30 protein-coding genes and 1 tRNA gene are annotated in these 24,536 nt (G+C 64.7%); 26 read left to right on the top strand and 5 right to left on the bottom strand.

Translation table 11 applies throughout. From position 1 onward, the window contains the following. The first annotated feature begins 180 nt into the window (after window positions 1–180). From hemE to C7453_RS00530, 5 genes are read left to right on the top strand one after another with little or no spacing between them, the layout of a single operon-like run. Window positions 181–1,248, top strand: coding sequence for a uroporphyrinogen decarboxylase (gene hemE, locus C7453_RS00550; protein ID WP_114725086.1), 1,068 nt, complete (start codon window positions 181–183; stop codon window positions 1,246–1,248). Further along, window positions 1,245–1,967 (top strand): HAD family hydrolase, encoded by a 723-nt coding sequence (locus C7453_RS00545; protein ID WP_114725084.1) that lies wholly within the window; start codon window positions 1,245–1,247, stop codon window positions 1,965–1,967. The genes hemE and C7453_RS00545 overlap by 4 nt, the downstream gene beginning before the upstream one ends. Then, window positions 1,964–2,413 (top strand): protoporphyrinogen oxidase HemJ, encoded by a 450-nt coding sequence (gene hemJ, locus C7453_RS00540; RefSeq protein WP_114725082.1) that lies wholly within the window; start codon window positions 1,964–1,966, stop codon window positions 2,411–2,413. Before C7453_RS00545 ends, hemJ begins: the two co-directional genes overlap by 4 nt. Window positions 2,414–2,449: 36 nt before the next feature. Then, window positions 2,450–3,334 (top strand): aldose 1-epimerase family protein, encoded by an 885-nt coding sequence (locus C7453_RS00535; protein WP_114725080.1) that lies wholly within the window; start codon window positions 2,450–2,452, stop codon window positions 3,332–3,334. A gap of 3 nt (window positions 3,335–3,337) precedes the next feature. Next, window positions 3,338–4,018 carry an SOS response-associated peptidase gene (locus C7453_RS00530; RefSeq protein ID WP_114725078.1) on the top strand — a complete coding sequence of 227 codons (681 nt, stop codon included), beginning with the start codon at window positions 3,338–3,340 and terminating at the stop codon, window positions 4,016–4,018. A gap of 41 nt (window positions 4,019–4,059) precedes the next feature. Here the strand turns inward: C7453_RS00530 and C7453_RS00525 are convergent, their stop codons facing one another. Together C7453_RS00525 and C7453_RS00520 are read right to left on the bottom strand one after the other, a co-directional pair. Beyond that, window positions 4,060–4,284: a putative hemolysin gene (locus C7453_RS00525; RefSeq protein WP_114725076.1), complete on the bottom strand. Its 225-nt coding sequence runs from the start codon at window positions 4,282–4,284 to the stop codon at window positions 4,060–4,062. Between the two features lie 366 nt (window positions 4,285–4,650). Beyond that, window positions 4,651–4,726 (bottom strand) — tRNA-Ala (locus C7453_RS00520). Between the two features lie 126 nt (window positions 4,727–4,852). On the opposite strand from C7453_RS00520, the gene C7453_RS00515 reads away from it, so the two are divergent. From C7453_RS00515 to C7453_RS00500, 4 genes are all read left to right on the top strand, one after another. Continuing rightward, a complete protein-coding gene (locus C7453_RS00515) occupies window positions 4,853–5,161 on the top strand; it encodes a YggT family protein (protein ID WP_245948664.1) in 309 nt (102 codons plus the stop codon). A 101-nt stretch (window positions 5,162–5,262) separates the two neighbouring features. After that, window positions 5,263–5,694, top strand: coding sequence for a YjjA family protein (locus C7453_RS00510; protein ID WP_114725072.1), 432 nt, complete (start codon window positions 5,263–5,265; stop codon window positions 5,692–5,694). A gap of 58 nt (window positions 5,695–5,752) precedes the next feature. Then, window positions 5,753–6,496 (top strand): 2-keto-4-pentenoate hydratase, encoded by a 744-nt coding sequence (locus C7453_RS00505; protein ID WP_114725070.1) that lies wholly within the window; start codon window positions 5,753–5,755, stop codon window positions 6,494–6,496. Between the two features lie 146 nt (window positions 6,497–6,642). Further along, a complete protein-coding gene (locus tag C7453_RS00500) occupies window positions 6,643–7,155 on the top strand; it encodes a UPF0262 family protein (RefSeq protein WP_245948662.1) in 513 nt (170 codons plus the stop codon). 70 nt (window positions 7,156–7,225) lie between these two features. Here the strand turns inward: C7453_RS00500 and C7453_RS00495 are convergent, their stop codons facing one another. Next, a complete protein-coding gene (locus C7453_RS00495) occupies window positions 7,226–7,549 on the bottom strand; it encodes a RidA family protein (protein ID WP_114725066.1) in 324 nt (107 codons plus the stop codon). A gap of 94 nt (window positions 7,550–7,643) precedes the next feature. Between C7453_RS00495 and C7453_RS00490 the strand changes: the two genes are divergently transcribed. From C7453_RS00490 to C7453_RS00410, 17 genes are all read left to right on the top strand, one after another. Further along, complete coding sequence (locus C7453_RS00490) at window positions 7,644–8,096, top strand: HPr kinase/phosphorylase (RefSeq protein WP_114725064.1); 453 nt, start codon at window positions 7,644–7,646, stop codon at window positions 8,094–8,096. 131 nt (window positions 8,097–8,227) lie between these two features. Further along, the gene (rapZ, locus tag C7453_RS00485) at window positions 8,228–9,283 is read left to right on the top strand and encodes an RNase adapter RapZ (RefSeq protein ID WP_114725062.1); all 1,056 of its coding nucleotides are present in this window, start codon (window positions 8,228–8,230) and stop codon (window positions 9,281–9,283) included. Continuing rightward, complete coding sequence (locus C7453_RS00480; RefSeq protein WP_114725060.1) at window positions 9,280–9,735, top strand: PTS sugar transporter subunit IIA; 456 nt, start codon at window positions 9,280–9,282, stop codon at window positions 9,733–9,735. The genes rapZ and C7453_RS00480 overlap by 4 nt, the downstream gene beginning before the upstream one ends. A 6-nt stretch (window positions 9,736–9,741) precedes the next feature. Then, window positions 9,742–10,062, top strand: coding sequence for an HPr family phosphocarrier protein (locus C7453_RS00475; RefSeq protein WP_114725058.1), 321 nt, complete (start codon window positions 9,742–9,744; stop codon window positions 10,060–10,062). Further along, entirely contained in the window at window positions 10,049–11,902 is a 1,854-nt protein-coding gene (ptsP, locus tag C7453_RS00470) for a phosphoenolpyruvate--protein phosphotransferase (RefSeq protein WP_114725056.1), read from the top strand. The genes C7453_RS00475 and ptsP overlap by 14 nt, the downstream gene beginning before the upstream one ends. A 5-nt stretch (window positions 11,903–11,907) precedes the next feature. Then, on the top strand, window positions 11,908–13,302 hold the full coding sequence (locus C7453_RS00465) for an anthranilate synthase component I family protein (RefSeq protein ID WP_114725054.1): 1,395 nt from the start codon (window positions 11,908–11,910) through the stop codon (window positions 13,300–13,302). Then, entirely contained in the window at window positions 13,299–14,096 is a 798-nt protein-coding gene (locus tag C7453_RS00460; RefSeq protein WP_114725052.1) for an aminotransferase class IV, read from the top strand. Before C7453_RS00465 ends, C7453_RS00460 begins: the two co-directional genes overlap by 4 nt. A gap of 222 nt (window positions 14,097–14,318) precedes the next feature. Further along, a complete protein-coding gene (gene purH, locus C7453_RS00455; RefSeq protein ID WP_114725050.1) occupies window positions 14,319–15,896 on the top strand; it encodes a bifunctional phosphoribosylaminoimidazolecarboxamide formyltransferase/IMP cyclohydrolase in 1,578 nt (525 codons plus the stop codon). Between the two features lie 112 nt (window positions 15,897–16,008). Next, the gene (locus tag C7453_RS00450) at window positions 16,009–16,725 is read left to right on the top strand and encodes a hypothetical protein (RefSeq protein ID WP_114725049.1); all 717 of its coding nucleotides are present in this window, start codon (window positions 16,009–16,011) and stop codon (window positions 16,723–16,725) included. 267 nt (window positions 16,726–16,992) lie between these two features. Next, complete coding sequence (locus C7453_RS00445; RefSeq protein WP_114725047.1) at window positions 16,993–17,286, top strand: AtpZ/AtpI family protein; 294 nt, start codon at window positions 16,993–16,995, stop codon at window positions 17,284–17,286. A gap of 61 nt (window positions 17,287–17,347) precedes the next feature. After that, on the top strand, window positions 17,348–18,097 hold the full coding sequence (locus tag C7453_RS00440; RefSeq protein WP_114725044.1) for a F0F1 ATP synthase subunit A: 750 nt from the start codon (window positions 17,348–17,350) through the stop codon (window positions 18,095–18,097). Between the two features lie 56 nt (window positions 18,098–18,153). Further along, window positions 18,154–18,378: an ATP synthase subunit C family protein gene (locus tag C7453_RS00435; RefSeq protein ID WP_012224283.1), complete on the top strand. Its 225-nt coding sequence runs from the start codon at window positions 18,154–18,156 to the stop codon at window positions 18,376–18,378. A gap of 14 nt (window positions 18,379–18,392) precedes the next feature. Beyond that, a complete protein-coding gene (locus C7453_RS00430; protein WP_114725042.1) occupies window positions 18,393–19,004 on the top strand; it encodes a F0F1 ATP synthase subunit B family protein in 612 nt (203 codons plus the stop codon). A 31-nt stretch (window positions 19,005–19,035) separates the two neighbouring features. Next, window positions 19,036–19,530 carry a F0F1 ATP synthase subunit B family protein gene (locus C7453_RS00425; protein ID WP_114725040.1) on the top strand — a complete coding sequence of 165 codons (495 nt, stop codon included), beginning with the start codon at window positions 19,036–19,038 and terminating at the stop codon, window positions 19,528–19,530. After that, window positions 19,527–20,300, top strand: a complete 774-nt coding sequence (locus tag C7453_RS00420) for a glycosyltransferase family 2 protein (RefSeq protein ID WP_371858493.1) — start codon at window positions 19,527–19,529, stop codon at window positions 20,298–20,300. Before C7453_RS00425 ends, C7453_RS00420 begins: the two co-directional genes overlap by 4 nt. 210 nt (window positions 20,301–20,510) lie before the next feature. After that, entirely contained in the window at window positions 20,511–22,169 is a 1,659-nt protein-coding gene (locus C7453_RS00415; RefSeq protein ID WP_114725036.1) for an ArnT family glycosyltransferase, read from the top strand. Window positions 22,170–22,312: 143 nt separating this feature from the next. Further along, the gene (locus C7453_RS00410; RefSeq protein WP_114725034.1) at window positions 22,313–23,269 is read left to right on the top strand and encodes an ABC transporter substrate-binding protein; all 957 of its coding nucleotides are present in this window, start codon (window positions 22,313–22,315) and stop codon (window positions 23,267–23,269) included. 239 nt (window positions 23,270–23,508) lie between these two features. Here C7453_RS00410 and C7453_RS19555 read toward each other — a convergent pair whose 3' ends face one another. After that, on the bottom strand, window positions 23,509–23,640 hold the full coding sequence (locus C7453_RS19555) for a hypothetical protein (RefSeq protein WP_255318197.1): 132 nt from the start codon (window positions 23,638–23,640) through the stop codon (window positions 23,509–23,511). 320 nt (window positions 23,641–23,960) lie between these two features. Continuing rightward, on the bottom strand, window positions 23,961–24,449 hold the full coding sequence (locus tag C7453_RS00405; protein WP_114725032.1) for a DUF2721 domain-containing protein: 489 nt from the start codon (window positions 24,447–24,449) through the stop codon (window positions 23,961–23,963). Window positions 24,450–24,536 lie beyond the last annotated feature (87 nt).

Below are 24,536 nucleotides of genomic sequence, written 5' to 3'. Positions count from 1 at the left end.
CGGGTACCCCGTCATCCACAGGCCCTATTAACCTCCTCAGCGTTTCTTTCTTCTTATTTCATGTTTAGAGGTTGGTCCCGAAATCCGGTGATGGCGTACCGGACCTCGCCATGCGGTCCTGTCATCCCCGACAAAAGTACGGGATAGTCCCGCAATGAACGATCTGACGGCGGACAGGCGATGACGGAAACAGGCAAACCCCTCCTGCGGGTCCTACAGGGCGAGGCCGTGTGGCCGCCGCCGCTCTGGCTGATGCGCCAGGCGGGGCGCTACCTGCCGGAATTCCGCGCCCTGCGCGACAAGGCGGATTTCATCACCCGCTGCATGACTCCCGATCTGGCAACCGAAATCACCCTGCAACCGATCCGGCGCTACGCCATGGACGGGGCGATCCTATTCTCCGACATCCTGATCCTGCCCTGGGCAATGGGGCAGTCGCTGGAATTCGTCCACGGCACCGGGCCAGTTCTCGGCCCGATCCGCAGCCAGGCCGATCTCGACCGCCTGGACCCGAAGCGCGTGCCCGAGGCCACGGCACCGGTCATGGAAACCCTGACGCGCCTGCGCGGCATCCTCGACGGTCCGGACACGATCGGTGCCGCGCAGGGTGGCCGCACAACGCTGCTGGGCTTTGCCGGCGCACCGTTCACGGTCGCGTGCTATATGGTCGAAGGCCATGGATCGCGGGAATTCGATGCGACACGCGGCATGGCCTATGCCGATCCGCTGCTGTTCGACCGCCTGATGGCGCGCCTGACCGAAGCGACAGCCGATATGCTGGTTGCGCAGATCGACGCGGGAGCCGAGGCGGTGATGCTGTTCGACAGCTGGTCGGGTCTGCTGCCGCCAAACCAGTTCCGCCGCCACGTCATAGCCCCCACCCGTGCCATCGTGCAGGAAATCCATGCCCGCCGGCCGGGCGTGCCGGTAATCGGCTTCCCGCGCTTGGCCGGGGTAATGGCGACCGAATATGCGCGTGAAACCGGCGTGCGGGTGCTTGCGCTGGATACCGGCGCCGACATGACAGCGATGAGCCGCCTGCTGCCCGACAACATCACACTCCAGGGCAATCTCGACCCGCTGCTGCTGCTGGCGGGCGGCGACGCGATGACGCAGGAAGCCCGTGCGATCCGCGATGCGATGAAAGGTCGGCCCCACGTCTTCAATCTCGGCCACGGTGTGGTGCCCGCCACGCCGCCCGAGCATGTGGGCGAACTGGTCAGGGCGGTCCGGGAGATCGGGCAATGACGCCCGTCGCGCTGCCGAAGGCCGTTCGGCCCGATGGACGACTTCGTCTGGTGATCTTCGATTGCGACGGCGTGCTGATCGACAGCGAAGGGCCGTCCTGCCGGCTGGTGGCGCAGGAATTGCGCCAGATCGGCCTGGACTATGACGACGAGGAAGCCGTGCAGCGCCTGGCCGGACGGGCCCTGACCCGCATCAAGGTCGAGGCAGAGGCGGAAACCGGCCGCAAGCTGCCCGACGACTGGGCGACGATCGTGCAATACAAACTGGTCGACCTGATGCGGGAAGAAGCGCGGGTTATCGACGGCGCGCACGACATGCTGACGGCGGTGATCGGGCTCGACCTGCCGGTTCGCGTCGGTTCCAATTCCTCGATCGCCGAGATGGACGTGAAATTCGCCCGTACCGGGCTGGACCGGTTCGTGGCCGACCGGGTTCACTCGGCGCGGGACATGGGCAAGCCGAAGCCGGATCCGGCCGTCTATCTGCACGCGGCGGAAACCGAAGGCGTACCGGCGGACGAATGCGTCGTGCTGGAAGATACCGATACCGGCGCCAACGCCGCGCGGGCCGCCGGCATGGCCTGCGTGCTGCTACGCCCGCTCGACCTTCCGGCCCCGGATTGGCCGGGCCTGTTCCGGATCGGGCACCTGTCGGAATTCGCCCCGTTCCTGGAGCGGATTCAGGCTGCGCAGGCAGGGCATCATGGGGGCCGGTCTTGATCCTGGGTTTCCTGCCCTGGCTGGCATGGTTCAAGGCGCTGCACGTGATGTCGCTGATCGCGTGGATGTCGGGCATGTTCTATCTACCCCGTCTGTTCGTCTATCACTGCCAGGCCCAGCCCGGTTCCGCCGAGAGCGAACGTTTCAAGGTCATGGAACGCAAATTGCTGCGCCAGATCATGAACCCGGCCATGATCAGCACTTTTCTGTTCGGCACCCTGCTGGTGCTCACACCCGGCACAGTCGATTGGCATGCCGGCTGGTGGTATCTCAAGATTGTCTCAGTGCTGGGCCTAGCCGGCTTTCATGGCGCATGCGCGCGCTGGCGGCGGACCTTCGCCGAGGACAGAAACACGCGGCCGGAAAATTTCTATCGTGCAGCAAATGAAATTCCGACCATTCTGATGGCTGTCGTGGTGATCATGGTGATTGTCCGCCCGTTCTGATCGGAAATATGCGGGCCGGCATATGGAGGAAACGCGATGACGGATCATGTCTTCAGTTCGGGCCGGATTACAGCTCGCGTTGCCGGACAGGGCGCCGAATTGCAGTCGCTGGCCGACGGGGCAGGGCAGGAGCGTCTGTGGTCTGGCCTGCCGGCGTGGCCGCGGCGCTCGCCGGTGCTGTTTCCCATCGTCGGCCGCCTGCCGGACGACACGGCCTGGATCGATGGCCGGCCTTATCACATGACCCAGCACGGTTTCGCGCGTGACCGGGCCTTCACATGGCAGGATCGCCGCGCCGACGGATGCACGCTGCTCCTGACCGATGATGCTGACAGCCGCACGATTTTTCCGTTCCGTTTCGTACTGGCGCTCGATTATCAGGCCGAGGGCGATACGCTGCATGTGCGCTATCGCCTGCACAATCCCGACCCGACGCAGGTCCTGCCGGCCTCACTGGGCGCGCACCCGGCCTTTGCCTGGCCGCAGCGGCAGGGCGTGGCGAAGCAGGATCATGTGCTGACATTCGAACGGCCCGAACCCGAGCCGATCCGGCGGATCGCCGGCGGCCTGCTCCAGCCCGAACCTTTTCCCACACCGATCGTCGGTCAGACGCTGGCTTTATCCGATGATCTGTTCACGGATGATGCCATCATCATGGATGATCCGGCCAGCCACAGGGTAAGTTTCCATGCTCCGGATGGAACCGGCGTAACACTCGCCTGGAAAGGCTTCCGCGAACTGGGACTATGGACAAAGCCGGGGGCCGATTTCCTGTGCATCGAACCCTGGCATGGGTTTTCAACACCTCAAGCATTTTCAGGCGAATTTACGAACAAGCCGGGCCTTCTGCATATCGGTCCGGGCAAGGAATGGCATGGATCGTGGTCGGTTACCGTCGACCCGAAATCCGCATCCGCCTGAACGATGTGCGGGCGTTTCGCCAATGCGCTGTCGCTGGAGCGCATGCGGCAGGCTTTCCATCTCGCCGGCCCCGCGCCTGACTGGCTACCTTCGTGGAATATCGCGCCGCGCCAACCCGTGGCGGTGGTGCGTCGTCACCCGGTCAGTCATAATCTCCGGCTGGATCTGCTGTTATGGGGGTTGGTCCCCAACTGGGCGCACGACATGGGCCGGCAGCCGATCAATGCCAGGGCGGAAACCGTCGCCACGTCGGGCATGTTCCGCGCCGCTTTTCGCTCACGCCGCTGCCTGGTACCGGCAACGGCTTATTACGAATGGCAGTCCGGCCCGCCACCCCGGCAACCCTGGGCTTTCGCCCGGCGCGACGGCAAGCCGCTGGCATTGGCCGCAATCTGGGAATCCTGGGAATATGAGGGCGATGTCCTGCGCAGTTTCGCCATCGTGACCACGCAGGCCAGCGCGGCGACCCGTTCCATCCATGACCGGATGCCGGTCATCATCGCGGATCAGGATCGCGATGCGTGGTTCGATGCCTCACCTGCGATCGCGGAACAATTGCTGGTCCCGGCGCCGGTCGACATGTTGCAGGCATGGCGCGTCGGAACACGGATCAACAAGGTGGGACACGACGGGCCGGATCTTCTGGCTCCCGTTGAAGGTGGAATCTTCCCTGAAGAAAAATGAAATCTTGTGATTTTAGAAAACGTTTTCACAAGAGTCTTTTCTCAGCGCCGTGCGCTGCGGAACAACGTCCATTCCTCGACGACGCGGCCGTCGGGAAGATGGCAGTAGCCGACCTGCCCGCCGGGCTCCGTTCTGATCTCCAGCGTGCCCCCCTGTTTCACACAGTAGGTCGAAGCAGGGTTGGGCATGCCCACTTGCCTGGATTTTTCGGTCGCCGCACATCCCGACAGGACCAGTATCGCCGCCATGGTGGTGATTTGTTTCATGTCATCCAAATTCTGTTTTACCAAGAGTGTGATGGGGCGCTCATTGCTCCCGTGGACACGGTATCTTGCAACGAATAAGCGACCTTCCGGTTTTTTTCTGGTGGAAGAGACTTCATCAGGGTCATGATGCTGGCGCTATCATTGCCCGATAAAAAAAGCGCGAGTGTGCCTGTTAGCGTCGTCCCATGGTGTTGCTCTCACCAGGATGCCCGCGATCATGAATGCATGGATTTTTCTGGAAAACCCGCTTCTCGTTCTATCGGAACCGAACGACGGTGCTGCGCGCAGCACGACGGAAAACCGAGCAATCAGTCGATTTTCATCTTCATATTTTCATATGGAAAAACAGGATCTTATCAAGGCAAGTGGTGGAGCTGAGGGGAATCGAACCCCTGACCTCCTCATTGCGAACGAGGCGCTCTCCCAACTGAGCTACAGCCCCACTGCCTGACGGGGTGGATAAATAGCGGGTGCAGGATGTTTGTCAAGCGCGATTGGTGCCGCCCGGTGTTGTATGCTCCGGTGGGCTTCGATAGAGTTATCGCCCGTCAACGCAGGGATCATCACGTTGCTCACGCTTATTTTCAGTCTGCTGCTCAATATCATCAGGCTCTATACATGGGTGGTCATCATTTCCTGCGTGTTCAGCTTTTTGTACGCGTTTGGTGTCCTGGATACTCGCAGCCAGATGGTCTGGTCCATCGGCCGGTTCCTCAATCGGTTGACCGAGCCGGCATTGCGGCCGATCCGCAGTATCCTGCCTGCCACGGGTAACATGGATTTCAGCCCGCTGGTGCTGCTGCTGCTGATTCAGTACCTGCTTACGCCGCTGGTCCGGCAGCTTTACTATTCATTGGCGTTCAATTCGGGATTCTGACCGAACCCTCGGATTTTGTTCGCGTGCCGGGGCAACGTCATTCATATTCTGGCCATATCGACAGGTTATGCTCGGCAGGAGCCAAAAAAAGGATGTGGTGCATGAGCCGTCATTTCGTTGCCTTGTCATTCGCGGCCGTCGTGGCGGCTGCGTCACTTTCCGGCGCAAGCGTGGCGCGCGCCCAGATGCCCTCAATGCCCGGCATGTCGGACATGGGGCAAGGCATGATGGGGTCGATGGGCCTGCCGTCAGTCTCCTCCGCCGGGTCCAGCAATCTGGTCGGCCTTCTGGGTTATTGCGTGCAGAACAATTTCCTCGGCGCCAGCACCGCGTCGCCGGTCATGAATGCCCTCGGCCAGAAGGCCGGGATCAGCGGTCAGGGCGACAGCGCCTATCAGGCAGGCCAGCGCGGATTGCTGGATACCGGCAACGGCAAGACCTTCTCGCTCGCGTCGGCCGGGCAGGGCCTCAAGCAGCAGGTGACGCAGAAAGTCTGCAACATGGTGCTTAGCCGGTCGCAGTCCTTGCTGTGACCGTGCGCGATCGCCATCCGGAGGCCGGTCGCACGCTCCGGACAGGGGACGCGTGACGATGTCGGTCGATGAAGCCTTCCTTCGGGTTCGGGCCGGGGCATCTCCTCTGGAATGCCTTCCCGACGGCTATCATGTCGCGTCGGCGGATGAAGCCTATCGCATCCAGCACGCGACGCTGCGGGCACTGGGTGGCAGGATCGCCGGCTGGAAGGTCGGGGCCGAAGCGCCGGATTCCGAACCGGCCACTGCGCCCATCGCCGCTTCGACTCTGTTCGATACCACGAATACCCTGCCGCGCGGCCTGTGCCGCCTGATCGGGGTGGAAGCCGAAATCGCCTATCGTTTCGGCCGGGCCCTGCTTCCCCGCGACGTGCCCTATACGACCCACGAAGTCTGTGATGCGATCGAATCCGCGCATCCCGCCATCGAAATCATCGATACCCGTTTCGTCACGCCGGGCAGCCAGCCGGTATTCGATCATCTGGCCGATCAGCAGAGCCATGGTGCCCTGTTCGTGGGGCCGGGCATATCGGACTGGCGCGCTCTGGTGCCGATGGAAGAGCGGGTCACCCTCACGATCGACGGTCGCGTGGCTGTCGATCACGTCGGAGGCAATGCGGCGGGCGATCCGATCCGCCTGCTGGTATGGCTGGCGTCGCACGCTGCCCGTTACGCCGGCGGTTTGGCCGCCGGCACCATCGTCACGACGGGATCGCGATCCGGCACCCTTTTCGTCGACCCCGGGACCCGGATCGCTGTCAAATTTGCCCATCTGGGTTCGCTTTCACTGACCTGTGATTGAAATCTGAACCGATTTGCACCGGAGGCGATCACTCGGCAGGAGCATTGTCTTCCGGTCCCTCATGTCCGCGCCGCGCATGACGTGTATTATAGTCGTCGACCATGGCGCCCGTTGCGGGAGCGAGCCGGGGCAGGAAAGGGGGGTCAGTGCATCCATTACCCGACAACCCATCGCATGGCGGCGGCCCGACCAACCCCACGGTACTGGCGCGCGTCGTCCTTGAAGATGTCGAGAACGCGCATACAACCAGCCGGGCGCGGCAGAACGACGTCAACCAGGCGATCGCCGACCTGCAACAGACGGCCCGTTTCCTACCCGAGGGGCTGACCGGACCGTTCATCCTGCATCTGTCGGTTCAGACCAATGGACTGGTCTTCGATGTGCGCAACGCGCAGGACAAGCCGCTGCGCATCTACCGAATCTCGCTGACCCCGTTCCGCCGCCTGATCAAGGATTACGTTCTCTTGGTCGACAGTTTCGACGAAGCGGTAAGCGAGGGAAACACGATGCGCGTCCGGGCGATCGATATGGGGCGGCGAGGCCTGCATAATGACGGCGCGGCACTGATGGTCGAACGTCTGCGTGGCAAGATCGACATGGATGACGAAACCGCCCGCCGCCTGTTCACGCTGGCCAGTATCCTCCAGCAGCGACGCTGACACGTTTCAGTGCCTGAACGCGCGCCTCGATCCGGAGGCTCTTCACCGGCGCGTCTTTCCAGGCTGGCCCTCAAAAATGCGAGGGACCGACCACAAGTTCGATCTCGATCTGGGTATCGGGATCGTCGAATCCCGGCACCAGGCGCAAGGTGGTACCGGGCCGTCCGGTACCGAAGGCATCGCGCAGGAGCGGAAAGCAGGACGGAAAGCCGTCCGTGTCACGCATCATGAAGATAATGCGTGTCACGTCCTGCAGTCGGTAGCCATCGCGTGCCAGAGCCTGGGCGCCACGGTCCAGCGCCACGCGGCATTGGTCCTTCAGGCTGGGCGGGTTTCCCGTGCTGCGTGGATCGATTCCGGTCAGGTGCCGCACATGGATCTCCTGGTCCGTCATACCGTGCGTGATCTCCCAACCCGGACATAAAATAACGAAATCGTCATATTCAGTTCACGATGAATTTCAACCCTCAGGGGCCATTTTAACGGATATGGAACAATTACGCTCGCCAAAGGTTCAGGTCCATGCGAGTTGCGCGGCGCGCGGCCGGCAGGGGGTGCTGCTGCTGGGGCCGTCGGGCATCGGCAAGTCGGACCTGCTGCTGCGGCTGGTCGATGCCGGCTACGATCTGGTCGCCGACGATCGCGTGGTTCTCGAGGGCCACAGGGTCTCGGCACCGCCGGCCCTGGCCGGGCTGCTCGAGGTCCGAGGCATGGGGATCGCCCGCCTGCCGTTTGTGGCCGAAGCCCAGGCGGTCCTGGTCGTCAGGCTGGTCAGGCCGGAGGAAAGACCCGACCGGCTGCCCGCATCGTGGCACGATCCTGTGACCGGCCTGCCGGAAATCCGGCTGGATCCGGCACTTCCCTCCGCCGTGGCGCGGATCAACCTGGCCCTTGACGGGCTGGCCGGTCGTTGCAAGATTTTAACCTCCGAGCAATTGTAATCCATATACCGCTTCCCATGTCGGCCCTTTCAGTATCCCATGCGTGTGGGACGGTGTTGTGAGCCCCGCCTGATCTGCAGGCGGCTCCCGTGCCCGAAGGTGTCCGGCCTCTTGTTCAGCCAGGATTTCCCGTGACGGATTCTTCACTCGACGGAGCCCCGGCGCCGCGCCGCATCCTGCTGGTTACCGGCCTGTCCGGTGCGGGAAAATCGTCGATCCTGCGCATCCTGGAAGATCTGGGATACGAGGTGATCGACAATCCACCGCTGGGCATGTTGGACGAAATCGTGACCCGCGCCGAACAACCGGTGGCGATCGGCGTGGACTCGCGCACCAGGGGGTTCGATGCGGCGGCGGTCATGGCCGCGCTGGGGCGCCTGCGCGTCAATCCGGGCCTGCAGGCCGAACTGATCTACGCGACCGCCGAGGAAAGCGTGCTGCTGCGCCGCTACACCGCCACCCGCCGCCGCCATCCGTTGGCGATGCGCGGTGCGGTAAAGGACGGGATCGAAGCTGAAATCGAACTCACCGCCCGGTTGCGGGCGGCCGCCGACATGGTGATCGACACCTCGGACCTTCCGCCTCCCGAATTACGGCAGGTGATCGAAACGCGGTTCGCTCCCGGCACCGACCGGCGGGGCGGCGGGCTGACGGTGGCGCTGATGTCCTTCGCCTTTCCCGCCGGGTTGCCGCGCGAGGCCGATATGGTGTTCGACGCCCGGTTCCTGCGAAATCCCTATTATGTCGCCGAACTGGCGGCCAAAACCGGCCTGGACCCCGAGGTCGCGGCGTATGTCGCCGCCGATCCCGACTATCCGCGTTTCCTGGACCAGATTGACGGCATGCTGGGGCTGGTGCTGCCCCGCTTCGTGCGCGAGGGCAAGAAATACGCCACCATCGCCATCGGCTGTTCGGGCGGCCGGCATCGTTCGGTCACGATCGTCGAGGCCCTGGCCGAGCGTCTTGCGGAATGCGCGGGAACATGCGAGACGCCAGGAAAGACGCATCGTATTGACATTGGCGCGGCGCCATCCGATCTCCCGTCATCAGGGGCGGACGGACAGGGCGCATGGTCGGTCATCGTCATGCATCGTGAACTGGCGCGGCAGGGCCGATATCGTTGGCGGTGGGCCAGCCGGCCGAAAGAGCCTGTGACGGACGTCGTGGAAGGGCGATATTCTTCATGATCGGTATGGTCCTCGTTACCCATGGCGCGTTGGGCGAGACACTCAGGCGCGCGATGGAGCATGTGGTCGGGCCGCAGGAACAACTCGCAACGCTGAACGTCGAGGCCGGGGACGACCCGGTGCTGCGTCGTGTGGATCTGCAAAAGGTGATTGCCGGCGTCGATACGGGCGACGGTGTCCTGCTGTTGACCGACATGTTCGGCAGCACGCCTTCGAACCTGTCGATCTCCATGCTGGAAAGCGCGCGGGTCGAAGTCCTGGCCGGCGTCAACGTGCCGATGCTGGTCAAGCTGGCGCAGATCCGCAACGGCCATACGCTGGAGGAATGCGCCGACCTCGCCGAGGGGGCCGGGCGCAAATATATCTCCACCGCCTCCCACCTGCCGCCGCAATGCCTGGGCGGTGCCCGGAGCTGCCTGCTGGGCGAGCAGCGCGCCGCATCGGTCGGCTGAGGACGCATGTCCGGCACCGAAATGTCTCCCGGAGGGCTGGACCCCGAGGACCCCGATGTCCTGTCCGTGACGGCGACGATGGTCAATCGCCGGGGCCTGCATGCCCGCGCCGCCGCGCGCCTGGTCACGGTGGCCGAACAGTTCGATGCGAATGTCGAGGTCCGGCGTGGCGACCAGACGGTCTCGGCGCGCTCGATCATGGGGCTGATGATGCTGGGGGCCGGTCGCGGAGAATCCGTGACGCTGATGGCCACCGGATGGGATGCCCATGCGGCGATCGAGGCCCTGACGGCCCTGATCGAGGCTGGCTTCCATGAAGACGACTGACACCCCCGACCAGGTTCCTCCCCGCCGCCGGCGCCGCCCCCGGAGCGCGGCCACGGCAACAGCCGAAATCCGCCTGAGCGGCGATGCGACGGTCGGTGGCGTGGCGATCGGCCCGGCGATGCTGGTGCTGGAAAGTCCCACGCCGGATATCGACGCCTCCGCCCGTACCGACGACCCGGACCATGAACTGGCGCGTCTGGCCGAGGCGATCGAACGCTCGGTGCGGCAGATCGAGCGGCTGCGCGACCGGCTGGCGATCCTGCCCGAGGACGGCCAGATCGAGATCGGCTCGCTGCTGGAAGTCTATCGCCGGATGCTCGGCCCCTCGCGCCTGCAACGCGGCATTCACGACCGGATCGTCCGCGACGGACGCACGGCCGAACTGGCCGTGCGCGAGGAAACCGAGAGCTTGGCACAGGCCCTGCTGCAGGAGGGAGCCCAATCCGGCGGCGAGGATGCCGCGGCCGCCCAGCGCCGTGCCGGCGAGTTTCGTGAAATCGGCCAGCGCCTGATGCGCAATCTGGGCCGCGCGCCGTTTCGTTCCTTCAGCGCAGTGCCTGCTGGCACGGTGCTGGTGGCCGAGCAGTTGCGCCCCGCCGACGCGGCGCTGATCGATCCCTCGCGCATTGTCGCGGTCGCGACCGAGGAGGGCGGGTCAACCGATCACACCGCCATCATGCTCCGTGCACTGGGCATTCCCACCGTGCTGGCCGCCCACGGGCTTACGGCGCGTGCGCGCGACGGCGCGACCATGGTGGTGGACGGCACGACCGGCCATGTGGTGATCGACCCGGACGAGGAGACGCTGTCGGTCGCCCGCTGCGGTGTGGCCGACCATGCGCGTGAGCGTCAGGCGCTGGGCCGCCTGCGCCGTCTGCCTGCCCGCCTGTCCAGCGGCGAGAAGCTGCAATTGCAGGCCAATCTGGAACTGCCGGCCGAACTGCCGCTGATCGCCCAGTCCGGCGCCTCGGGCATCGGCCTGCTGCGCACCGAATTCCTGTTCATGAATGCCGAAGCCATGCCGGACGAAGACCGGCAGGCGGCGATCTATGCCGAGATCATCGGCACGATGGCGGGCGATACCACCACGATCCGCGTCGTGGACTGGGGCGGCGAGAAGCACAGCGAAGCCCTGGAGCGTGCCGGGCTGAACCAGGAAGGCGACACCATCAATCCCGCGCTGGGCATGCGCGGGCTGCGCCTGCTGCTGCGTCATCCCGCCGTGCTGGAAACCCAGTTCGCCGCCATCCTCAAGGCATCCGTTGCCGGCCCGGTCCGGGTGATGCTGCCGATGGTCACGATCGTGCCCGAACTGCGCGAGGCGCGGGAGATTTATCATCGCGTGGCCCGCCGCTTGCGCCGCAAGGGCATACCGCTGGGTGACAGCCTGCCGCCGCTGGGCATCATGGTCGAAACCCCGGCCGCCGCCATCATGGGGGATGCGCTGGCGCAGGAGGCCGAATTCCTGGCCATCGGCACCAACGACCTGACGATGTATACACTGGCGGTGGATAGGGCCTCCGCCGAGGTGGCGTCGCTCTACCACCCGCTCCATCCGGCCGTGCTGCGCCTGATCCAGGCCGCGACCGAAGCCGCGCTGCGCCAGTATCGTCCCATTTCGCTCTGCGGCGAGATCGCAGGCGACCCGCGCGTGGTGCCGCTGCTGATCGGCCTGGGCCTGCGCTCGTTCTCCATGACCGCCTCGGCCGTGCCCCGGGTCAAGAAGACGGTGCGTGCCCTGTCTTTCGAGGATTGCCGCCGCCTAGCCCACCGGGTGATGGAAGCCTCGGACGTCGCCGAGGTCATGGACCTGATCGACGATTTCGCCACCGGGGCGTAAGGGCGATGGACCGGTCAGCCGGCATCGTAAGGGCCACATCCCTGCCTTGGCGAGACCCGGACGATGTGCTGTGGGCGTGGCAGGACGAGCCATGGCTGGCTTGTCTGGACAGCGGCGGCCAGCCCGGTCCGCGCGCCCGCTGGATCATCCTGTGCCGCCGTCCCGTTCATGTGTTGGACTGGCGCGGCGGCATCTGCCGGCGTGAAGGCGTGCCCGTAGCCGGCACCGATCCTCTCCAGGCGCTAAAAGCCTTGTTGGCTCAGGCTCCGGTGGCGGACACCGGGCCGTGGCCGTTCGCCGGCGGTGTCATCGGGTTTGCTGGGTACGGCGTGGGGCAATGGGCCGAGGAAATCCCGACCCGCCACCAGCCCGATCCCATCCGGCCCGACCTGTCGGCAGCCCTGTATGACCATGCGTTGCTGTTCGATCGCATGCATCATCAGGTGCATCTGGCGACCATCCGTCCGGACGCGGATCAATTGTTCGCCGCATTCCATGCCGAATGGGCCACGCTGCCACCGGCCCCGCTGCCCGCGCCTCTGCCGCACGCCGTATTTGTGCCCGACCGCACCCCGGACCGATATGCCGCCGCCGTGGCAACTGCGGTCGAGCGGATCGCCGCCGGCGAAATCTTTCAGGTCAACATCACCGGTCGCCATGTCGCCAGACGGCCACCGGATCTGGCCGATATCGACATCTACCGGGCGCTGCGCCGCGCCTCGCCGGCACCGTTCGGTGCATGGCTGGCCTGCGGAGGGGCATTCAGCCTGCTGTCGGCCTCCCCCGAGCGGTTTGTACATCTGGGGCGCGATCGGGTGGCGCGGACAAGGCCGATCAAGGGCACCCGCCCGCGTGGTACCACTCCCGAACAGGACGACCGTCTCCGCGCCGACCTGGCCGTCGACGACAAGGAGCGGGCGGAAAACCTGATGATCGTGGACCTGATGCGCAACGATCTTGGCCGCGTGGCGCGGATCGGCAGCGTCAGCGTGCCGGAACTGCTGTCGGTCGAAACCTTCGCCCATGTCCATCATCTGGTCTCCGAGGTCACGGCGACGCTCGCACCGGGCCAGGACGCGATCGACCTGCTCCGCGCCTCCCTGCCGCCCGGATCGGTGACAGGCGCGCCGAAGCATCAGGCAATGCGCATCATCGACGAACTGGAGGAAACGGATCGCGGACCCTATTGCGGGATCGTTTTCCGCATCGGAACCGACGGTGCCATGGACAGTTCAGTCATCATCCGCGCCCTGGCCGCGACCCCCGATACGATCGTGGCGGCGGCGGGCGGCGGGATCACGATCCTGTCGGACCCCCAGCGGGAATACGCGGAAATGTGTCTGAAAATCGCTCCGCTTCTGGCCCTGTTTGGAGACCATCCGGCCGAGGCTGCACCATGAATCTCCTCTGGCTCGACGACCGCCTGATCGCGCGGGACGCGGCGCGGATCGACCCCGCCGATCGCGGCCTCACCCTGGGCGACGGATTGTTTGAGACCATGCGAGTCTCGGCCGGCCATATCGCCCATCTCTCGCGTCACCTCGACCGACTGCGTGACGGCGCGGCGGCACTCCTGTTCCCTGAACCCGACCTGGACGCGATCGAGGATGCCCTGCATCAGGTCATACGCCGGAACACCCTGGACGAAGGCGCCTTGCGCCTGACGCTGACGCGCGGCTGTGGCCCGCGTGGCCTTCTGCCGCCCCCCCGGCCGCATCCTACGCTTCTGATCGTACCCTTTCCGGCCGCACCAGCGCCGGGGCCAGCCCGCCTGATCCTCAGCACCCGGATCAGGCGCGACGCGCATTCTCCCCTGTCGCGGATCAAAACCCTGAATTACCTGCCCAATATCCTGGCCCGACTGGAAGCCGAGCAGCGTGGCGCCGACGACGCACTGCTTCTGAATGGCGCGGGCCAGGTGGCCGAAAGCACCGTCAGCACCGTGCTCGCCCTGCGTGACCGGCGCTTGCTGACGCCCCCGGTCGCAGATGGCGCGTTGCCCGGCATCGCGCGGGCCGTGTTGCTGGAAGCCGGTCTGGTCGCGGAAGCCTCGCTGATGCCGGATGATCTGGCTGGGGGGGCTATTCTGGTCAACAGCCTGTCGGTTCGGCCGGTCGTCAGTCTGGATGGCGCGCCTTTGCCGATCGCGCGAGACATGATCGAAACGGTGCGGAAAGGTTTCTTCTTTTTCTGAAGAAAAAGAAGCAAAAAGACTTTCAATCGTTCAGGGACAGCGCATGTCCCGACCACAAGGCTCCCGACCGGATCAGAGTTTTTTGGTTCTTTTTTGCAAAAAGAACAAAAGACCTTCCCTCCGGATACGGCAGCCCCGCCCACACGTCTGTTGCTCCGTCCGCCCAGGTTGGACTAAGGACGCGGGCTTTCCTGCCGCCCAATCGTGAAAGGTCGCCCCACGATGACCCAGACGCCCGTGCCGGTCCGCCGTGCCCTGATTTCCGTTTCCGACAAGACGGGGTTACTCGACCTCGCCCGCGCCCTGATCGCGCATGGGGCCGAGATCCTCTCGACCGGCGGATCGGCCCGTGCCCTGCGCGAGGCCGGGCTGAAGGTGACCGAGGTGTCGGACCATACCGGCTTTCCGGAAATCCTCGATGGCCGGGTCAAGACGCTGGTGCCGCAGATCCATGGCGGCATCCTGGGCCGCCGCGACCTGCCGGCCCATGTCGCGCAGATGGAGCAGCACGGCATCGCGCCGATCGACCTGATCGCGGTGAATCTCTACCCGTTCGAGGCCACGGTGGCCTCCGGTGCCGGTGCCGAGGACTGCATCGAGAATATCGATATCGGCGGTCCGGCGCTGATCCGCGCCGCGTCCAAGAACCACGATCATGTCGTGGTCCTGACCGACCCGGCGCAATATGGCGCCATCATCACGGCACTGTCGGAAGGTGGCACCACGCTGGAAGCACGGCGCGCGCTGGCTGGCGCGGCCTATGCCCGCACCGCCGCCTATGACGCCGCGATCGCCGCCTGGTTCGCGGCCCAGCGCGGCGACGTGCTGCCCGAGCGCCTGACGGTGGCGGGCCAGCGTCGGGAAAGCCTGCGCTATGGCGAAAACCCGCACCAGCAGGCGGCTTTCTACGCCGATGGCAGCAACCGTCCCGGCGTCGCCACCGCGCGGCAGATCCAGGGCAAGGCGTTGTCCTACAACAATCTGAACGACACCGACGCGGCGTTCGAGGCGGTGGCGGAATTCGATGCGCCGGCAGTCGTCATCGTCAAGCACGCCAACCCGTGCGGCATCGCGACCGCCGACAGCCTGTCGGCGGCATGGGACCTGGCGCTGCGCTGCGACCCGGTCTCGGCCTTCGGCGGCATCGTCGCCCTGAACCGCACACTGGATGCCGAGGCCGCGACACGCATCGCCGCCATCTTCACCGAGGTGATCGTGGCCCCCGACGCGACGGACGAAGCACGCGAGGTCCTGTCGCGCAAGAAGAACCTGCGCCTGCTGCTGACCGGCGCGCTGCCCGATCCGGCCGAAGGGGGCGTGATCATCCGCTCGGTCGCGGGCGGCTTCCTGGCCCAGACGCGCGATAACGGCCGCATCGTCCCGGCCGAACTGAAGGTGGTGACGCAGCGCGCGCCGACCGAGGCCGAAATGGCGGATCTGATCTTCGCCTTCCGCGTGTGCAAGCATGTGAAGTCGAATGCCATCATCTACGCCAAGGGCCAGGCCACGGTCGGGATCGGCGCGGGCCAGATGAGCCGCGTGGATTCCGCGCGCATCGCCGCGATCAAGGGGGCGGACGCATCGCGCGCCGCAGGGCTCGACCAGCCGTTGACGGCAGGCAGCGTGGTGGCGTCCGACGCCTTCTTCCCGTTCGCCGATGGGCTGGAGGCCGCGATCGCGGCGGGAGCCACGGCCGTGATCCAGCCCGGCGGGTCAATCCGCGATGACGAGGTGATCGCCGCCGCCGACCGTGCCGGCATCGCCATGGTGTTCACAGGTATGCGCCACTTCCGGCACTGATCCTCTTCCTCGGGGGATTGTCGCGCCGGGCGGGATCGACTTCACTATCCCGCCCGGCGGATCCGTTCCGGGACGATTGAAAAAGACGATCAGGCAGATGACGAGAGCAGGCATGGCGAGTTTGCGGCGTTCCCACCTTCTTCCGGCGGTGGCCGGTCTGTCAGCCCTGATCGCCGGCCCGGCGATGGCTGCCAGCCAGCCGGTCTCGGCCTATGATTTATCGCCGCTGCCGGTCACGACCGGCACCGTGGCGCACTATCTGCCGACACCGGGCGGCGATATCGACGGCCTGATCCTCACCGACGGTACCGAAATCCTGTGCTCACACGAACTCGGGCTGGCCGTGGCCAGCCTGGTCAAGCCCGGCGAGAAGATTTCCGCACGCGGCCTGCACGGGCGCGAACTGCCCATCGTCCGCGCTTACGAGATCGAGGACCAGCGCGGCCGCGCGGTCGAGGATGCCGAAACAATATCCGCCCGGCTGCCGGTCACCACGTCCGGGCCGGATATCGTGGTGGACGGCACGGTCCGCGCGCCGCTCTACAGCCTGCATGGCCGGCTGGTGGGCGCGGTGATGCAGGATTATAGCGTGATTCACCTCGCACCGGCGGAAGCCACGCGCCTGGCCGCATGGTTGAAACCGGGCCAGACCCTGCACGCCGTCGGCAATGGCAGCACCAGTGCGCTCGGGACCGCGATCGACGCCCGGGAAATCGGTCCGGCGATGGGCCAAACCGTCCATGTCGCTCCGGCCGCCGCTCCGGTGGCAGGTCCCTTCCCGGGCAGCGCGGCTTATGACGAAATCCCCGGCGGCAGCGTTCATCCGTAAAAGCCAGGTCAGACTGGCGTTTCGGGGAATGGGAAGCCCAGGAAAGCGCCGTCGTTATCTATGCAATAAAATCATGCCTGATATTCTCACGTTGCATTAACGCGATGTCATCTGTTTCCCCGGGGCGGCCATGCCGGGAACTGTCACCTATTCCATGCGTGACAGAGCAGGGGCGCCTCTTTTCCGCGTCCCGAAACAAAAGCGTTTGCTTGACAGGTTTCTGCCGCATCGTTAGCTAGCGCCTGCACCTGCCTGGAGGTGTAAAAATTGGGTAAGGAAACGGACAGCTCCCGTCACGCCTTCGACAAGCGCCTAAAGCAGGCCATGGATCGGAATAATCCGAACCGGCCAGCCGAGGCAGGGTCGCAAGGTAACGACATGACCACCGTAGGCACCGTTCTGCGGGCTGGCACCGAAATGGTGGCTGGCCTGGTCGTCGGGGTCGCGATGGGATGGGGGCTCGATCGTTGGCTGGGCTGTCGCCCGGTGTTCCTGATCCTGTTTTCATTACTGGGCGGGGCCGCGGGCGTACTGAATGTCTGGCGTCTCGTCAGGCCGTAGGATGCCCTGGAGGACAAGCCGGGCCCGGATGCGGGGCCGGAACGGTAGAGGGAAGACGAAGTTGGCGGCCGGATCCACCATCGACGCATTGGGTCAGTTCGAGCTCCATCCCGTTCTGGGTGGCCTGGGCGAGGCACTGCGTTTCAGTCAGTCGCCCCTCATGATGATCGTGGCCTCGGTCGCGGTGCTGGCATTTCTGTATGTTGGCATGCGTCCCAAGGCCGTGGTACCAGGTCGCCTGCAGGCAGCCGCTGAAATCTGCTACGATTTCATTCATAACATGGCCGTGGATACGATCGGTCCGGAAGGGCGTGCGTTCTTCCCGTTCGTCTTCACGCTGTTCTTCTTCATCCTGGCGGGTAATTACCTGGGCCTGCTGCCCTTCTCCTTCGCCTTCACCAGCCATGTCGCCGTCACCGTTGCGCTGGCGCTGATGGTATTCGTGCTGTCGGTGATTGTCTCGCTGAAGGTGCAGGGCGCTAAATTCTTCGCGCATTTCATGCCCGCCGGCGCGCCGATGGCCCTGGCGCCGCTGCTGGTGCCGATCGAAATCCTCTCATTCCTGTCACGTCCCGTGAGCCTGTCGATCCGTTTGTTCGCCAACATGGTGGCCGGTCACGTGATGCTGGAAATGTTCGCTGCCTTCACGATCATGCTGGCCGGGCTCGGACTGATCGGCGATGCACTCGCCGTTGGTCCCGTGGTCATCAATGTCGCGCTGATGGCGCTCGAATTGCTGGTGGGTGCGTTGCAAGCTTACGTCTTCGCGATCCTCACCTGCATCTATCTGCGGGAGGCGGTCGCGCACTGACCGCGACGCCGCCCCAGCCCTTTTGAACGCCTGAACCAAACAAGGAAAGCCTCGCTATGGACATCGCTGCAGCCCGGGAAATTGGTGCCGGTATCGCCGTTATCGCCCTCGCCGGCGTCGGCATCGGCCTGGGTAACATCTTCTCCACGCTGGTCAGCAGCATCGCCCGCAACCCCGCTGCGCGTCCGCACGTGTTCGGCCTGGGCATGCTCGGCTTCGCCCTGACGGAAGCCGTGGCCCTGTATGCCCTGCTGATCGCCTTCCTGATCCTGTTCGTCTGAGACCGGAGACCAACGTGGCACGTTCCGCGGCCTCAAGCATCCGCCGGGTGGCGTCTCTCGCGACGCCGCTCGCGCTGGCCTTGCCCGTGATGGTAATGGCTGCGCCGGGCGCGCGGGCCGCGGGCATGCCACAGCTGGATTTCGCCAACCCCCTCGTCATCGGCCAGGTGATCTGGGGCGCCGTGATCTTCCTGGTGCTGTATGTCCTGCTCAGCCGGTCGGCGCTGCCGAAGGTCGAAGCGGTACTGACCAGCCGCCGCCAGACGATCGACAACGATCTGGATATCGCCCGTCGCGCCAAGGCCGAAGCCGATAGCGCGGTGGACGAACTGCACCAGGCCCGTCGCACCGCGATGGCCGAGGCGCAGGCGAATGTCGACAAGGTGATCGAGGACGCGCGCCTCAGCGCCCTGCGGCAGACGCAGGAGATGAACGCCCGTCTGGCCATTGAGATTCACGAGGCGGAAGCCCGCGTCGCTGCCGCTCGTACGGCCGCTCTCGGGTCACTGCGCCAGATCGCGGATGAAACAGCGCAGGCGCTGGTGCGTCAGGTGACCGGTGTATCGGCGCCCGCCGATGTGGTGGCCCGGACGGTGGACCACGCCGCCACGGCGCGCGGCCTCTGATCGCGCCACAGTAAGGAACAGGTTCAAGATCATGCTGCACGAACCCCGTTTCTGGACGGCCGTCGCCTTCTTCCTTTTCTTCATCCTGTTCGGCAGGAAGATCTGGGCACCGCTGGCCACGGCTCTCGATGCGCGGGCCGAGCGCATCCGCGCCGACCTCGACGAAGCCGCACGCCTGCGCCGCGAGGCCGAGCAGATGCTTGAGGATGCCACGCGCGAGCGTGAGACGGCGCTGGCCGAGGCTCGCGCCTTGGTGGAGCATTCGCTGGCCGAAGCCAGCCGGATTGCCGAGGACGCGAAGCGCGAGGCAGAATCCGTGGCGGCCCGTCGCGAGCAGATGGCGCGCGATCGTATCGCAGCGTCCGAGCGCAGCGCGGTGCGTGAAGTCCGCCAGGTGGCGATTGATGTGGCGGTCCAGGCCACGCGCGATGCGCTGACGATTGCCCTGCCGGCCGAAACCGGGCAGCAGATCGTCGACCGTTCGATTGCCGACCTGCCGTCGGCTCTGTCGTCTCGCGCTGCCTGAGCGGAACCGGGTTACTGGCCCCGCTCGCCACTTCTGATCGTTCCGAACCGATCCTGTCCATAGTGGCAGCGGTTCTGAACGAGGCAGAGAATATCCGGCCGGTCTGCGTGGAACTGGCCGAGGCCGCTCGCGCGCTGCCGCCATGCGAAATCATCTTCGTCGATGACGGCAGTACCGACGGCACCGTCGATGCTCTGGTCGCGGCCAGGACCGACGGCATCCTTCCCGATTTGCGCATCCTCAGTCACGACCGCCGGCTCGGCAAGTCCGCTGCCGTACGCACAGGGGTCGAGGCTGCGCGTGGCCAGTGGATCGCCACCCTCGATGGTGACGGGCAGGATGATCCCATGGAAATCGTCCGGATGTTCGATCTGGCGCAGAAGGCCCAGGGCCCGGCACCGCTGGTCGTCGGCGTCCGGCTGCGTCGGCAGGACACTCTGTCGCGGCGTCTGGCAACCCGGTTCGCCAATGGTCTCCGTCGGCGGCTGTTGCGGGATGGATGCCCCGATACCGGCGCACCGCTGAAACTGTTCAGACGAGCGGATTTCCTGCGCCTGCCGCAATTTGAAGGCGTGCATCGCTTTCTGCCTGCGCTGTTCGGCCATTATGGCACGCCGTTGCTCTGCCAACCGGTCCGACACCGTAACCGGCTGCACGGATCGTCCAAATATACCAATTTCAATCGTGCGCTGGTCGGGTTCCGGGATCTGCTCGGCGTGATATGGCTGATCAACCGCACGCGGTTACCGCGTCAGGTCACGGAACGCTAAGAGCCTGTTGCAAACGCCGCCACTAGAGCATTTCCACCGAAAACCGGTTCGGTGGAAATGCTCTAGTTTATTGTTTTCACGAGTATCTTCACCTGCTTGAATGCACGCATTCAAACAGGATCTGCTCTAGCGGCCTGCGGGGCCGGTTCGGCGCGCTCACCCGGACATTCCCCATCCCCATCCCGATCCTTCCCGAGGAGACGTGCCGGAATGACACGGCTGACCGTCCGTCATTATCTTCTGCTCGCGCTGGGCACCTTCATACTCCTGCTTCCAGGGCGGGCAAGCCTGCCGCCGCTGGATCGCGACGAACCCCGCTATATGGAAGCCAGCGCGCAGATGCTGCGCAGCGGCGATTTCATCGATGTCCGGTTCCAGGACAAGCCGCGCTATCTGCAACCGGCCGGAATCTACTGGCTGGAGGCTGCGTCGGTGGCCGCCTCCGGCACGCTGGACCGTCGGGCGGTGTGGCCCTACCGCATTCCCTCGCTACTGGCGGCCACGGCTTCGGTGGTGCTGACGGCATGGATCGGCGCCACATTGTTCGGCCCCACCAGCGGGCTGCTGGCGGCGGCTCTGCTGGCGGTATCGGTTCTGATGACGGCCGAAGGCCGCATGGCCACCATCGACAGCACCTTGCTGCTCACGGTCCTGCTGGCCGAAACCGGCCTGCTGCGTGCCTACCTGGACCGTGAAAAGGGGCAGGCGACTCCCGTTTCGGCGGCCCTGCTTTATTGGGTGGCGCTGGGGGCGGGTCTGATGCTGAAGGGTCCGGTGGTCCTGATTCCCGGCTTCGGCACGCCGCTGGCCCTTGCACTGGTGGAACGGCGCATCGACTGGTGGCGCCGATTGCGGCCGGCATGGGGATGGCTGGTGATGCTGGCAATCGTCCTGCCCTGGTGCATCGCGATCGGTGTCGTCAGCCATGGCGATTTCTTCTCGCGCGCCGTGGGCACCAATTTTCTCGGCAAGGTCGCCAGCGGGCAGCAGGCGCATGGCCTGCCGCCGGGTTATCATCTGGCGGTCTTCGCACTGGCTTTCTGGCCCGGATCGCTCTTCGCGGCTCTGGCGCTGCCCTTCGTCTGGGCTCAGCGCCACACGCCGCCAGTACGCTTCCTACTGTGCTGGATCGTGCCGCACTGGCTGGTGTTCGAGGCAATCGCAACCAAGCTGCCGCATTACGTCCTGCCGACCTACCCGGCCATCGCCCTGCTGGCGGCGGCGGCGATCGTGACCACGCGCGATCGCTGGCGCTGGCCTGCCTCGCGCGCTGGCCGCGCAGTGCTGGCGCTGTATGGCGCATTATGGCTGGCGGTTGGCCTTGTCCTGTCCGTCGCTGGCCCGGTTCTGCTCTGGCGGCTGGAGCATGAAATCGTGCCGGCTTCTTTGCTGGTACCCCTCGGTGCGCTGCCGCTACTGGTCATCGCCACCCGGCTTCTGTTCCGCCGCCAGATGCTGCACGCGGCGATGTCCGCTATCGCCGCCGCTATCATCATTCATGTGGGTCTGTTCCTGACGGTGGTGCCGGCGCTGAAGACGATCTGGCTCAGCCCCCGCCTGGCGGCGCTGGTCGATGATTACCGGCCATGCCCCGATACGCTGGTCGTCTCGCCCTCATTCTCCGAGCCCAGTCTGGTCTTTCTTGTGGGCCAGAACACGGTCCTGGTCGGCCCGAAGGAGGCGGCAGACGTATTGCGCGACAACCGGGCCTGCGGCCTGGCGCTGGTGGACCGAAAGGACGAGCCGGCATTCCGCGACCGTCTCCATGCCGATGGGCTGGATGTGATCGAATTCGGGCGCGTCTCGGGGTTGAATTATTCGACCGGCAAGCATCTTGATATCGGCCTGTTCGGTCCGACACCGCCGTGATGGAAGACCGTTCTTTTTTGAAAAAAAGAACCAAAAAACTTTGATTCGTTCAGGAGCCTTGTGCCTGGGGCATACGATGTCCCTGAACGGATAAAAGTCTTTTTGCTTCTTTTTCTTCAGAAAAAGAAGAAGAGAGAGCCCCCATGATCACCCTGCGCCGCCTGCTGATAATATTGTCGTGTTTGTTCCTCGGCCTTCCGACGGCACGAGCCGACGCACCCGAAACGGTCACGGTGATCCTCGACTGGTTCCTGAACGCCGATCACGCGGCCCTGCTGGCGGCGGATTACAGCGGCGCCTTTCGCCGTCACGGGTTGCAGGTGCACTTGATCGCACCATCCGACCCGGGATCGCCGGCGCGGCTGGTGGCAGCGGGGCAGGCCGATCTGGCGGTGTCCTACGAGACCCAGCTCGGCATGCTCGCCGACCAGGGCATTCCGCTGGTACGGGTCGGCACGATGATCGACACGCCATTGGATACGCTGATCGCGGCACCGGGCCTCAAATCCCTGAAGGATCTGAAAGGCAAGACAATCGGCATCTCGATGGCCGGCGTCGATGACGCGGTGCTGGCGGCGATGCTGGGGTCGGTCGGTCTATCGCTGTCCGACGTGCGGCAGGTGAACGTCAATTTCCAACTCGAACAGGCCCTGATGTCGCATTCGGTCGATGCGGTCATCGGCGCGACCCGGACCTACGAACTGATCGACCTCCGGCAGAAGGGGTTCGACCCGGTGGCGTTCTATCCCGAGGAACATGGCGTTCCGCTGAATGACGAACTGATCTTTCTCGCCCCGCGCGACCATGCCCGCGATGCGAAGATCGTACGCTTCATACTGGCCCTGGAAGAAGGCACCAACGCCCTGCTGAACCACCCGGATGAGATCCTGGCCCAGGCGGTTCACGACCACCCGGAACTCGACACACCGCTAAACCGCGCCGCCTGGACGGCGACCTTGCCGCGCGTCTGCAAGCAACCGGCGCTGCTCAACGGCCGGCGTTATCGCGTTTTCATGGATTTCCTGCGCGCCCAGGGCGTGATGCACCGCACGCTGGACCTCTCTGCCTACGCGATCGACCCGACCGACAGCGCGCCGTAACAGCGACGGCGCGGGCAGGCCGGGGCATGCGGAGGTCTCGGTCAAAGGAAGGCCCGCCCCCAGGACAGAGCCAGCCGGATCAGTCCAGGCCGGTCATCCAGGGCTAGGCGAGGCGCGGCGTGGAAACAGCACGCCAGGCGGATGGAAAACCATCCAGATCCGACTCAGGCCGGACCCTATGCCCGCCGTCAGGCAGGCCATGGTGCAGGTCACACAGACTGGCCGCCATGGCCGCCGCATCAGGCGATGCGGTCGGCGACGGCAGTGGCCAGCATCAGCGCGGCAACGATCGGCAGGAATGCGACGAGCGGGAGGAACGACGCGACGTCCATCGAACTGGCGACAAGGTTGCCAATTTCCTGAATAAACATTATCCGAAATCCTATAGGTTGGTGTTGGGTGCGGAACCAACACCGAAATCGGATCTCTCGCAATACAAATGAACATGAGACCTGATGGTTAAAAAACGCATAGTAACCATAGGACGAATAGTCTGTTCACTTCGTAAACAGCACCTTGTTTATTGTCCCGAGTCAGAAAAACGAATCGGATCATTTCTGGCGAATTTTTGTGCGGAGCGCGGGCGACCGGTTATTGAATCCGACAGGACAGGCCACAAAATAGGCATATTGCCCATTTTGTGGCCTGTCATATTTGTAATGAAGAAATCCGGCCCCTGTCGGCCGATCGCTCAGTCTTTCGGGTGGGTGGATCGTGCCCAGGATGTGGTCATGCGCAGACCATGCCATGCGGCCAGACTGTCACACAGAAACGCGGCCAGCGCGCCCACTGTACAGATCAGGGCCATGCCGAACATCACCACCAGCCAGGACGCCACCGAGGAATCGCGCAGGCTGCCCAGAAACAGCACGAAGGCCGCCCCGCAGGTGGCCGCTCCGCCGACCGCGGCCAGCAGGATCGATGCATCGAGCAACAGGGTGCGCCGGTGCAGGTGCCGGATATGCTGGCGCAGATGGCGGCGCTCCGTCGGGGCCTTCGTCGTTGCCAGCGCGTCGTTGGACTTTTCGATATGGTCCGATACCCGTGCCAGACGGGTGTTGAACAGGTTCAGCAGCGTGCCGATTCCCGACAGCATGAAGATCGGCGTCAGCGCGGTCTGGATCAGGTGAGCGACACTGTCGATCGGTTCGTCGGGCAGAATTCCGGGAAAGGGGGACACGGGGACTCCTTATATATGGTGCTGCTGTGGGGGATGGCGAGCGGACGAAGGGTCCGGGGGCGTTCCACTGTTGAAACCGGTCGGGGC

Origin of the sequence: Gluconacetobacter liquefaciens, from assembly GCF_003350405.1 — a bacterium.
Taxonomy (GTDB): domain Bacteria; phylum Pseudomonadota; class Alphaproteobacteria; order Acetobacterales; family Acetobacteraceae; genus Gluconacetobacter; species Gluconacetobacter liquefaciens.
Note: the sequence above shows the minus strand (reverse complement) of the source record. Positions and strands in the feature narration are given on the sequence as shown.

Excerpts from the sequence above, each read along its gene's own strand:
- C7453_RS00450 (WP_114725049.1), top strand. The coding sequence starts at position 16,009 with ATGGCGAGTTTGCGGCGTTCCCACCTTCTTCCGGCGGTGGCCGGTCTG.
- C7453_RS00525 (WP_114725076.1), bottom strand. The coding sequence starts at position 4,284 with ATGAAACAAATCACCACCATGGCGGCGATACTGGTCCTGTCGGGATGT.
- C7453_RS00510 (WP_114725072.1), top strand. The coding sequence starts at position 5,263 with ATGAGCCGTCATTTCGTTGCCTTGTCATTCGCGGCCGTCGTGGCGGCT.
- C7453_RS00505 (WP_114725070.1), top strand. The coding sequence starts at position 5,753 with ATGTCGGTCGATGAAGCCTTCCTTCGGGTTCGGGCCGGGGCATCTCCT.
- C7453_RS00530 (WP_114725078.1), top strand. The coding sequence starts at position 3,338 with ATGTGCGGGCGTTTCGCCAATGCGCTGTCGCTGGAGCGCATGCGGCAG.
- C7453_RS00435 (WP_012224283.1), top strand. The coding sequence starts at position 18,154 with ATGGACATCGCTGCAGCCCGGGAAATTGGTGCCGGTATCGCCGTTATC.
- C7453_RS00465 (WP_114725054.1), top strand. The coding sequence starts at position 11,908 with ATGGACCGGTCAGCCGGCATCGTAAGGGCCACATCCCTGCCTTGGCGA.
- C7453_RS00475 (WP_114725058.1), top strand. The coding sequence starts at position 9,742 with ATGTCCGGCACCGAAATGTCTCCCGGAGGGCTGGACCCCGAGGACCCC.
- purH (WP_114725050.1), top strand. The coding sequence starts at position 14,319 with ATGACCCAGACGCCCGTGCCGGTCCGCCGTGCCCTGATTTCCGTTTCC.
- C7453_RS00490 (WP_114725064.1), top strand. The coding sequence starts at position 7,644 with ATGGAACAATTACGCTCGCCAAAGGTTCAGGTCCATGCGAGTTGCGCG.
- C7453_RS00415 (WP_114725036.1), top strand. The coding sequence starts at position 20,511 with ATGACACGGCTGACCGTCCGTCATTATCTTCTGCTCGCGCTGGGCACC.
- C7453_RS00410 (WP_114725034.1), top strand. The coding sequence starts at position 22,313 with ATGATCACCCTGCGCCGCCTGCTGATAATATTGTCGTGTTTGTTCCTC.
- C7453_RS19555 (WP_255318197.1), bottom strand. The coding sequence starts at position 23,640 with ATGTTTATTCAGGAAATTGGCAACCTTGTCGCCAGTTCGATGGACGTC.
- hemE (WP_114725086.1), top strand. The coding sequence starts at position 181 with ATGACGGAAACAGGCAAACCCCTCCTGCGGGTCCTACAGGGCGAGGCC.
- C7453_RS00545 (WP_114725084.1), top strand. The coding sequence starts at position 1,245 with ATGACGCCCGTCGCGCTGCCGAAGGCCGTTCGGCCCGATGGACGACTT.
- ptsP (WP_114725056.1), top strand. The coding sequence starts at position 10,049 with ATGAAGACGACTGACACCCCCGACCAGGTTCCTCCCCGCCGCCGGCGC.
- C7453_RS00460 (WP_114725052.1), top strand. The coding sequence starts at position 13,299 with ATGAATCTCCTCTGGCTCGACGACCGCCTGATCGCGCGGGACGCGGCG.
- C7453_RS00535 (WP_114725080.1), top strand. The coding sequence starts at position 2,450 with ATGACGGATCATGTCTTCAGTTCGGGCCGGATTACAGCTCGCGTTGCC.
- C7453_RS00425 (WP_114725040.1), top strand. The coding sequence starts at position 19,036 with ATGCTGCACGAACCCCGTTTCTGGACGGCCGTCGCCTTCTTCCTTTTC.
- C7453_RS00480 (WP_114725060.1), top strand. The coding sequence starts at position 9,280 with ATGATCGGTATGGTCCTCGTTACCCATGGCGCGTTGGGCGAGACACTC.
- C7453_RS00495 (WP_114725066.1), bottom strand. The coding sequence starts at position 7,549 with ATGACGGACCAGGAGATCCATGTGCGGCACCTGACCGGAATCGATCCA.